Here is a 7,302-nt window from a genome sequence, read left to right on the forward strand (position 1 = left end):
GGATAGGAGGTGGAAACGACGCCGCGTTCAGTTCTGGCGCTGCTGGATTAGAGGATTACTCCGCCGTCGTCGAAAGGCAGCGCGTCTTCGCCCGGCGTGATGGCCGGGGCCGTTTTTGCCTTGGTTGGCTCGGGAATCAACGCTTCTTGCCGCGCGGTTGCCTGGAGGTCCTGGGCAGCAGGTGCTGCAGAAGCATCGTGCCCGCCGGCAATGGTTCCGCCAATGATGTTCACTGACTGGGCCAAAGGCGCGCCCGAACCATCGCGCTTGCCATATTCGGTAGGCAAAGCACGCACTACGCCTGCCGTGGAGCTGGCACGCGCAGGACCCTGGCCGGCATAGCCTAGCTGCAGGTAGTCCTCACCCTTGACGAAACGGTGAGCGCGCACGCCCGCGGTGGCGCGGCCCTTCGCCGGGAACTCGGAGAAGTCGGTGAGCTTCACCGACTGGCCCGAGGTGCCAGGAAGGGTCTGCGAACCGGCAGCGATCGTGGCTACCACCGCGTCGCCAGCACCGGCAGGAACCACACCGAAGAAGATCACCTGGTCATCGGGGGCGAGCTTGATACCGGCCATGCCTTGTCCGGTGCGGCCCTGGGCACGCACCGCCGAAGCGCTGAAACGCAGCAGCTGAGCCTGCCTGGTCATGAACACCAGCTCATCGGCATCCTCGGCCGGCGCCGCGGCAATCACGACGTCGGTGTCCTTGAGCGTGATCGCCTCGAACTCGTCACGGTTCAGCGGGTAGTCCGGGGTGACCCGCTTGACCACACCGTTCTTGGTGCCCACGGCAATCACCTGGTTCAGCGGAACCAGGGCCACCGCGCTTTCGCCCTTGCCCAGCTTGAGGAATTCGGAGATCGGCACGCCATGGGCCAGCTGCGGGAAGCCATGGGATTCCGGGAGCACCGGAACATCGATCAGCGAGATGCGAATAATCCGTCCGGTACTCGTCAGTGCTCCGATCTCACCACGGGCGCTGGAAGCAACCTGCGAGGTGAGCACGTCGTGCTTGATGCGCGCCGCGGAGTAGTCCACGACGTCCCGATCAGGAGTCCGGGCGAGCTGCCCCGTGGCCGAGAGCAATACCCAGCACGGGCTGTCGGAGACTTCCATGGCCAACTTGGCCTTCTTGCCTGTCCCGACTTCTTCAGGCAACGCGGTGCCCTTCAGCGGTGCCAGCTGAGCAGACTTCAGCAGCTTGGTCCGGCGCGGGGTGCCGAAAGTGTCGGCCATTTCCCCGAGCTCATCGGAAACCAGGGTGCGCAGCAGCTCATCGGACTCCAAAATGGCGCGCAGTTCCTCGATTTCGTTGCGCAGCTGCTCGGCTTCGGTCTCCAGCTCCAACGTGGAGTACTTGGTCAGCTGGCGCAACCGCAGTTCCAGGATGTGGCTGGCCTGCGGCTCGCTCAGGTCGAAGACCGTCATCAGGCGTTCGCGTGCTTCTGCGGTCTGCTCGGAGGAACGGATAATGGCAATGACATCGTCAATATCAACGATGGCAATCAGCAGGCCCTCCACCAGATGCAAACGGTCTTCACGCTTGGCCAGGCGATGCGCGGTGCGACGGCGTACAACATCCAGCCGGTGGTCCACATACACGGTGAGCAGCTCGCCCAGCCCCATGGTGCGTGGCTGGCCGTCGACCAGGGCAACGTTATTGATGCCGAAGGAGTCTTCCATCGGGGTGTACTTGTACAGGCTGGCCAGGACAGCGTTCGGGTTGAAACCGTTCTTCAGCTCGATAACCAGCTTCAGGCCGTGATGCCGGTCGGTCAGGTCGACAACATCGGAGATGCCGGAGATCTTCTTGCTGTTGACGCCATCCTTGATCTTCTCGATGACCTTTTCAGGGCCCACGCCATAAGGCAGTTCGGTGACTACCAGGCCCGACTTGCGTGCGGAGATCTTCTCCAGGGCCACGGTAGCTCGGGTGCGGAACAGGCCACGACCGGTGCGGTAGGCATCCTTGATGCCGTCTAAACCGGTAATGCTGCCGCCCGAGGGCAAATCCGGGCCCGGAATGAAGTTCATGAGTTCTTCGACGGTGGCGTCCGGTTCCTTGAGCAGGTGTTGCGCAGCAGCGACAACTTCGCCCAGATTGTGGGGAGCCATGTTGGTGGCCATGCCCACGGCAATGCCGGTGGTGCCATTCACCAGCAGATTGGGGAATGCTGCTGGCAGCACTTCGGGCTGCATGAACTGGTTGTCGTAGTTCGGGACGAAGTTCACGACGTCTTCGTCCAGATTAGCGGTCATGGCAACAGCGGAGGCTGCCAGACGGGCCTCGGTGTAACGCGGGGCTGCCGGGCCGTCATCGGGCGATCCGAAGTTTCCGTGGCCATCGATCAATGGCAGCCGAAGGGAGAAGTCTTGGGCCAGGCGGACCATGGCGTCGTAGATCGCGGTGTCGCCATGGGGGTGCAGCTTGCCCATCACTTCGCCGACCACGCGGGCGGACTTGACATGGCCCTTCTCCGGGCGCAAGCCCATTTGCGCCATCTGGAAGAGGATGCGGCGCTGAACTGGCTTCAGCCCATCACGGGCATCGGGAAGCGCGCGGGAGTAGATCACCGAGTAGGCATACTCCAAGAAGGATGATTCCATTTCATTGGTGACGTCTATATCGACGATATTTTCAACGAAATCCGCTGGAATCTCTTCAGACTTCTTACGAGCCATTACTCTGTTCGTCCTTCATCTACTGTCTTAGGGCCGGAACTGCCGAATCTTCGTGTTGCATCTGGGCGCAACGCCGAACTGCCGACTATCCTAAGCCTATGGTGGATCGTAAACTTTCGGCGGCATATCCGGCGCATTGGGAAGCAGATGTTGTGCTTCGCGATGGGACAACTGCACACCTGCGGCCGATTACTCCGCAGGATGCCCAAGCGCTCCAGGAGATGCACAAGCAGCAGTCTGAGACGTCAGTCTACTTACGCTATTTTACGTATAAGTCGTCACTGACCCCTAAAGAGCTCGAACGGTTCACCAATGTCGACCATGTGAATCGCGTCGCCTTCACCGTGGTTCGTGGCGCAAGGATCATCGGCGTCGGCCGCTACGACCGCTTGGATGACCCGAGGGAGGCGGAAGTCGCCTTCAACGTATCGGACGAATACCAGGGCACTGGTATCGGCTCGATCCTCTTGGAGCATCTGGCCGCGGCGGCCCGTGAAAACGACATCGAGAAGTTCTCGGCCGAGGTTCTTCCAGAGAACCGGAAGATGCTCACCGTCTTCTCCGATGCCGGGTACGCGGTCGCACGGCATTTTGAAGACGGCGTAGTCATGCTCGAATTTTCCATCAGTCCCACCGAAAAATCCCGCGAAGTGACCGAGGCGCGAGAACACCGCGCCGAGGCGAGCAGTGTTGCTGCTCTTCTGGCGCCTAGGTCCGTTGCCGTCATCGGAGCCAGCCGCACCTGGGGCAAGCTGGGGCACGACGTGCTGGAACAAATTGTGGAATCCGGGTACACCGGTGCCGTGTATGCGGTGAACGATGCGGCCTTGGAAGTGGGCGGCATGGTGGCCTATGGGAAGATCACCGAAATCCCGGGACCGGTGGATGTCGCCTTCCTGTGCATTCCGCGCGAAGGGGTCATGGAAGCCATCGGGGACTGCGCCACCCACGGGGTCAAATCCCTGGTCATCATGACCACCGGCTACGAAACTCCGGAAGGGTTGAGTGCCCAGCGTGAACTTGTGTCGCTGGCTCGTGCCAACGGCATGCGGGTGGTAGGGCCGGGTTCTGCCGGGCTGATGAATACCGACCCGCAGGTGAAGCTGTATGCCACCGGAAGCCACCACGTTCCGCCATCCGGAAACGTCGGATTCTTCACCCAATCGGCCGCCATGGGCACAATCATCCAGGGTGTGGCCTTGCAGCAAGGTGTTGGCCCCAGCAGCGCCATTTCCGCAGGCCTGCGCGCTGATGTATCCGGCAACGACGCGATGCAGTTCTTTGAGGACGACCTGCGTACCCATGTTGTCGCGTTGTACCTGGAATCCTTTGGCAACCCACGCAAGTTCGCACGCATCGCCCGGCGCCTGGCCCGCAGCAAGCCTGTGATCGTGGCTAAATCCGATGTGATGGGCCGCCGCCTTCCTCCGGGCCACTCGGTGCGCGTAGGCCAAGCGCCACCAGGTGCAATGAACGCAATTCTTCGCCAGTCTGGCGTGATTCGCGTGCGTTCATCAGAAGAGCTGCTGGATGTCACGGCCCTGCTTTCGGTCTTCCCTGCGCCGAAGGGCCCGAACGTTGCGATCCTGTCCAACTCCTCGACCATCGCAGAGGTGGTGTGCGACGTCGCCGAGGACAGGAACCTGAACACCGTCGTGCAGAGCGAAGAGCTGGACTACAGCATGGGCCAGTCCAAGGCCATTCCGGTGCTGCGCGCCCGGATCAAGGAACTGGTGGAAGACCCGCAGATCCACACCATTCTGCTGGCGCACCTGCCCTACTCGGAGCTGGATACCAGCGCAGTTCTGAAGGTCGCCAAGGAGTTCATTGGCCAGCCAAAACCAGTGGTGGCATTGGTTCCGGGCCTGGCGGATACGAAAATTACTGGCGGCCTGAAGCAGGGGATTCCGGTATACACCTCGCCAACCACCGTCATCGGCGCCCTGGCCAAGGCCTATGGATACCAGCAGTGGGTTGACGTTCCCTACGAGCCGATGAAGGATCCAGCTGGAATCGACGTGGACGGTGCCGCGGAGTACCTTGATGAATTGGTGCAGACCATCTCGGGGACCAACCTGCTGGAATTGGACGACGCGCAGGTGCAGAAGCTGCTGGACTTCTACGGGATCAAGTTCCTGTCCCATCGGGTGGTGCACACCGCAGAAGAAGCTGTTGCGGCGGCCGAAGAATTCGGCTGGCCGGTGGCACTGAAAGCCAACGACCCTGATCTGCGCCAACGCCTGGACTTGGGCGGCGTGCGCTTGAGCATCCCGGACAAGCAGAGCCTGGAAGCGAACTTCACGCATATGAAGTCGCTGATGGCGGTTTACGGCGTGGACTCCCTGGAAGTGCAGAGCATGGCTCCTGCTGGCCAGGCTTGCGTGGTCAAGGCCGTGGAAGACCCGTTGCTTGGTCCAGTCATTTCCTTCGGGCTCAGCGGCGATCCGGTAAACCTGCTCGATGATTGGGCCCACGGCGTGGCGCCGTTCTCCACCCATGATCTGGAACAGCTCATCCGCCGTCCGCGCAGCAGCGTGCGGCTCTTCGGCTACCAGGGATTGCCGGCGGTGGATCTTGATGCCCTGAAGGACTTCATCACCCGCGTCTCGCTCTTCAAGGACAACCATCCTGAAGTGACCGTTGCCAAATTCGCGCCGATCACCGTTGCCACCGATTCGTTGAGCGTGCTGGCGGTGAACATCCAGATCAGCAACGCTGAGCAACGCACAGATAGCGTCCGCCGGGCATTGCGTAATTGAGTGCAATCGCCGAAACGTGAATTGCCTGTGGCGACTGAGTAGAATTGGGGCATGAGTTCTCCAACGTATTCGACCACTCCTGGCGCTGAGCTTCAGCATGATCTGGTCCGTGCGGGTTTTTATCCGCAGATGGTCCAGGATGTACTGGCTGAAGCCATGATGGGCCAACCAGTGCTTGACCACTATGTACATCTGGAAACTCACTTCGACCATACCGAAGTGCACCGCCATATCACCGTTATGGTGATGAGTGAAAAGGTGCTTTTCATTGTGCACGTCGATGACCAGCAGCTTGACGACCACGGCAAGGACGTCATGGCGCAGGTCTCCGTCGAAATGATTTCCCTGGCCCGCATCGCCTCGGTTGCCACCAGTTACGTCTACCACCAGCCGCAGCATTACTCGGCCGCTGACCCGGTCAAGGAATTGACCTTTGGACTGTCCTGGAACGGAACCAAGCGGATTGATCTGGCCCCTGCCGCCTGTGCCGATCCGCAGTGCGATGCCGACCACGGGCTGAACGGCACCTCGCAGCCTGAGGACTTGGTCATCCGCGTCAGCGCCGAGGCCGACGGCCAGCAGGCCGTGAACAAGGCACGGGAATTCGCTGTCCGCCTGCGCCTGGCCACGATCGCCTGAGCATGATCGAGGAACAGAAACGCAGCAACCTGCCTGTCCCGGCACAGAAAATCCCGGACGCGCCCAAATACGGCCAAGCTACACTGTCGGAGATCCTTCCGTCGGCAGCCGCTGCAATGGGCGTTCCGGGCTACGAGAACGCTTTGGGCTTTGCCCCGACAAAACGTGTGGCACTGATTATGGTTGACGGACTGGGCTGGAACCAGCTCAAGAGCCATCTCGGGCATGTACCCTTCCTGCGCGGCCTGTTCGAAAAGGGGCAGAAGCTGGGAACGGGATTCCCTTCCACCACCGCGACGTCCCTGAGCAGCCTGGCCACGGGCCTGGCTCCCGGCGAACATGGAATGGTTGGCTATGACGTCATCGATCCGGCCAAGCGCCGTGTAGTTAACCAGCTCGGAGGATGGCCAGGGGACTTGGACCCCGAAGCGTGGCAGACTCGCCCGCCCGTTTTCCAGAAAGTCGCCGAGCACGGCATCCACGTGGCTACCGTGTCTATTCCGATGTTCGCCAAGTCGGCCCTGACTCGCGCGTCGTTGCGCGGCCCCAAATTCGTGCCGGCGAACCAGCCTGCGGCCCGTGCGCGTGCTACCCGAACCATTTTCGAGTCGAACCGCAATTCGCTGGTCTACACGTACTTCAATGAATTGGACAAGGCCGGACACAAATTCGGCGTGGACTCCAGCCAATGGCGGGACACGCTCGAAGAGTTGGATTACGTCATTAAGAACCTGGTCTCCAAGCTGCCAGAAGAAACCACGGTGCTGATTACCGGTGACCATGGAATGGTGGACATCCCCGCATCCCAACGCATCGACTACAGCCAGCAGCCGGAGCTTATCGAAGGCGTGGAGCTGACCAGCGGCGAACCTCGTGGAGTCCAATTGACCTTCGACACGCAGACCGACGCGGCTAGCCGGTTACGCGTACGCGAGGCCTGGCAGCAGGCCTACGGCACCAAAGCCTGGGTGATGACGCGCGAGGAAGCCATTGAACTGGGCTACTTCGGCGCCATTACCGAAGAGCATGCAGCCCGGTTGGGTGATCTGATGATTCTGGCAGCGGAAGCTATCGCTTTCTACGACGGCCGACGCGTTACGCCGATGGCGTTTGACATGGTAGGGCAGCACGGATCGCTCACTGCGGGGGAGCGCTTCATCCCGCTGCTGGTGCACCGCACCACCTAGTTCTCAACGGAACAAGCGCATACGGGTGCGGGGGGA

Annotated in this window: 4 protein-coding genes; 3 read left to right on the forward strand and 1 reads right to left on the reverse strand. The window is 61.0% G+C overall.

The features are described 5' to 3' along the window. Window positions 1–47: 47 nt before the first annotated feature. Complete coding sequence (locus ACNPM8_RS07920; protein ID WP_448939604.1) at window positions 48–2,681, reverse strand: DNA gyrase/topoisomerase IV subunit A; 2,634 nt, start codon at window positions 2,679–2,681, stop codon at window positions 48–50. A 98-nt stretch (window positions 2,682–2,779) separates the two neighbouring features. Between ACNPM8_RS07920 and ACNPM8_RS07925 the strand changes: the two genes are divergently transcribed. The 3 genes from ACNPM8_RS07925 to ACNPM8_RS07935 are packed head-to-tail and all read left to right on the forward strand — an operon-like array spanning window position 2,780 to window position 7,266. After that, window positions 2,780–5,440, forward strand: coding sequence for a bifunctional acetate--CoA ligase family protein/GNAT family N-acetyltransferase (locus ACNPM8_RS07925; protein ID WP_105656761.1), 2,661 nt, complete (start codon window positions 2,780–2,782; stop codon window positions 5,438–5,440). A gap of 51 nt (window positions 5,441–5,491) precedes the next feature. Beyond that, window positions 5,492–6,079 (forward strand): DUF5998 family protein, encoded by a 588-nt coding sequence (locus ACNPM8_RS07930; protein ID WP_105656760.1) that lies wholly within the window; start codon window positions 5,492–5,494, stop codon window positions 6,077–6,079. Between the two features lie 2 nt (window positions 6,080–6,081). Beyond that, window positions 6,082–7,266 carry an alkaline phosphatase family protein gene (locus ACNPM8_RS07935; RefSeq protein ID WP_448939605.1) on the forward strand — a complete coding sequence of 395 codons (1,185 nt, stop codon included), beginning with the start codon at window positions 6,082–6,084 and terminating at the stop codon, window positions 7,264–7,266. Window positions 7,267–7,302 lie beyond the last annotated feature (36 nt).

It is taken from the genome of Glutamicibacter sp. AGC46 (assembly GCF_053543715.1).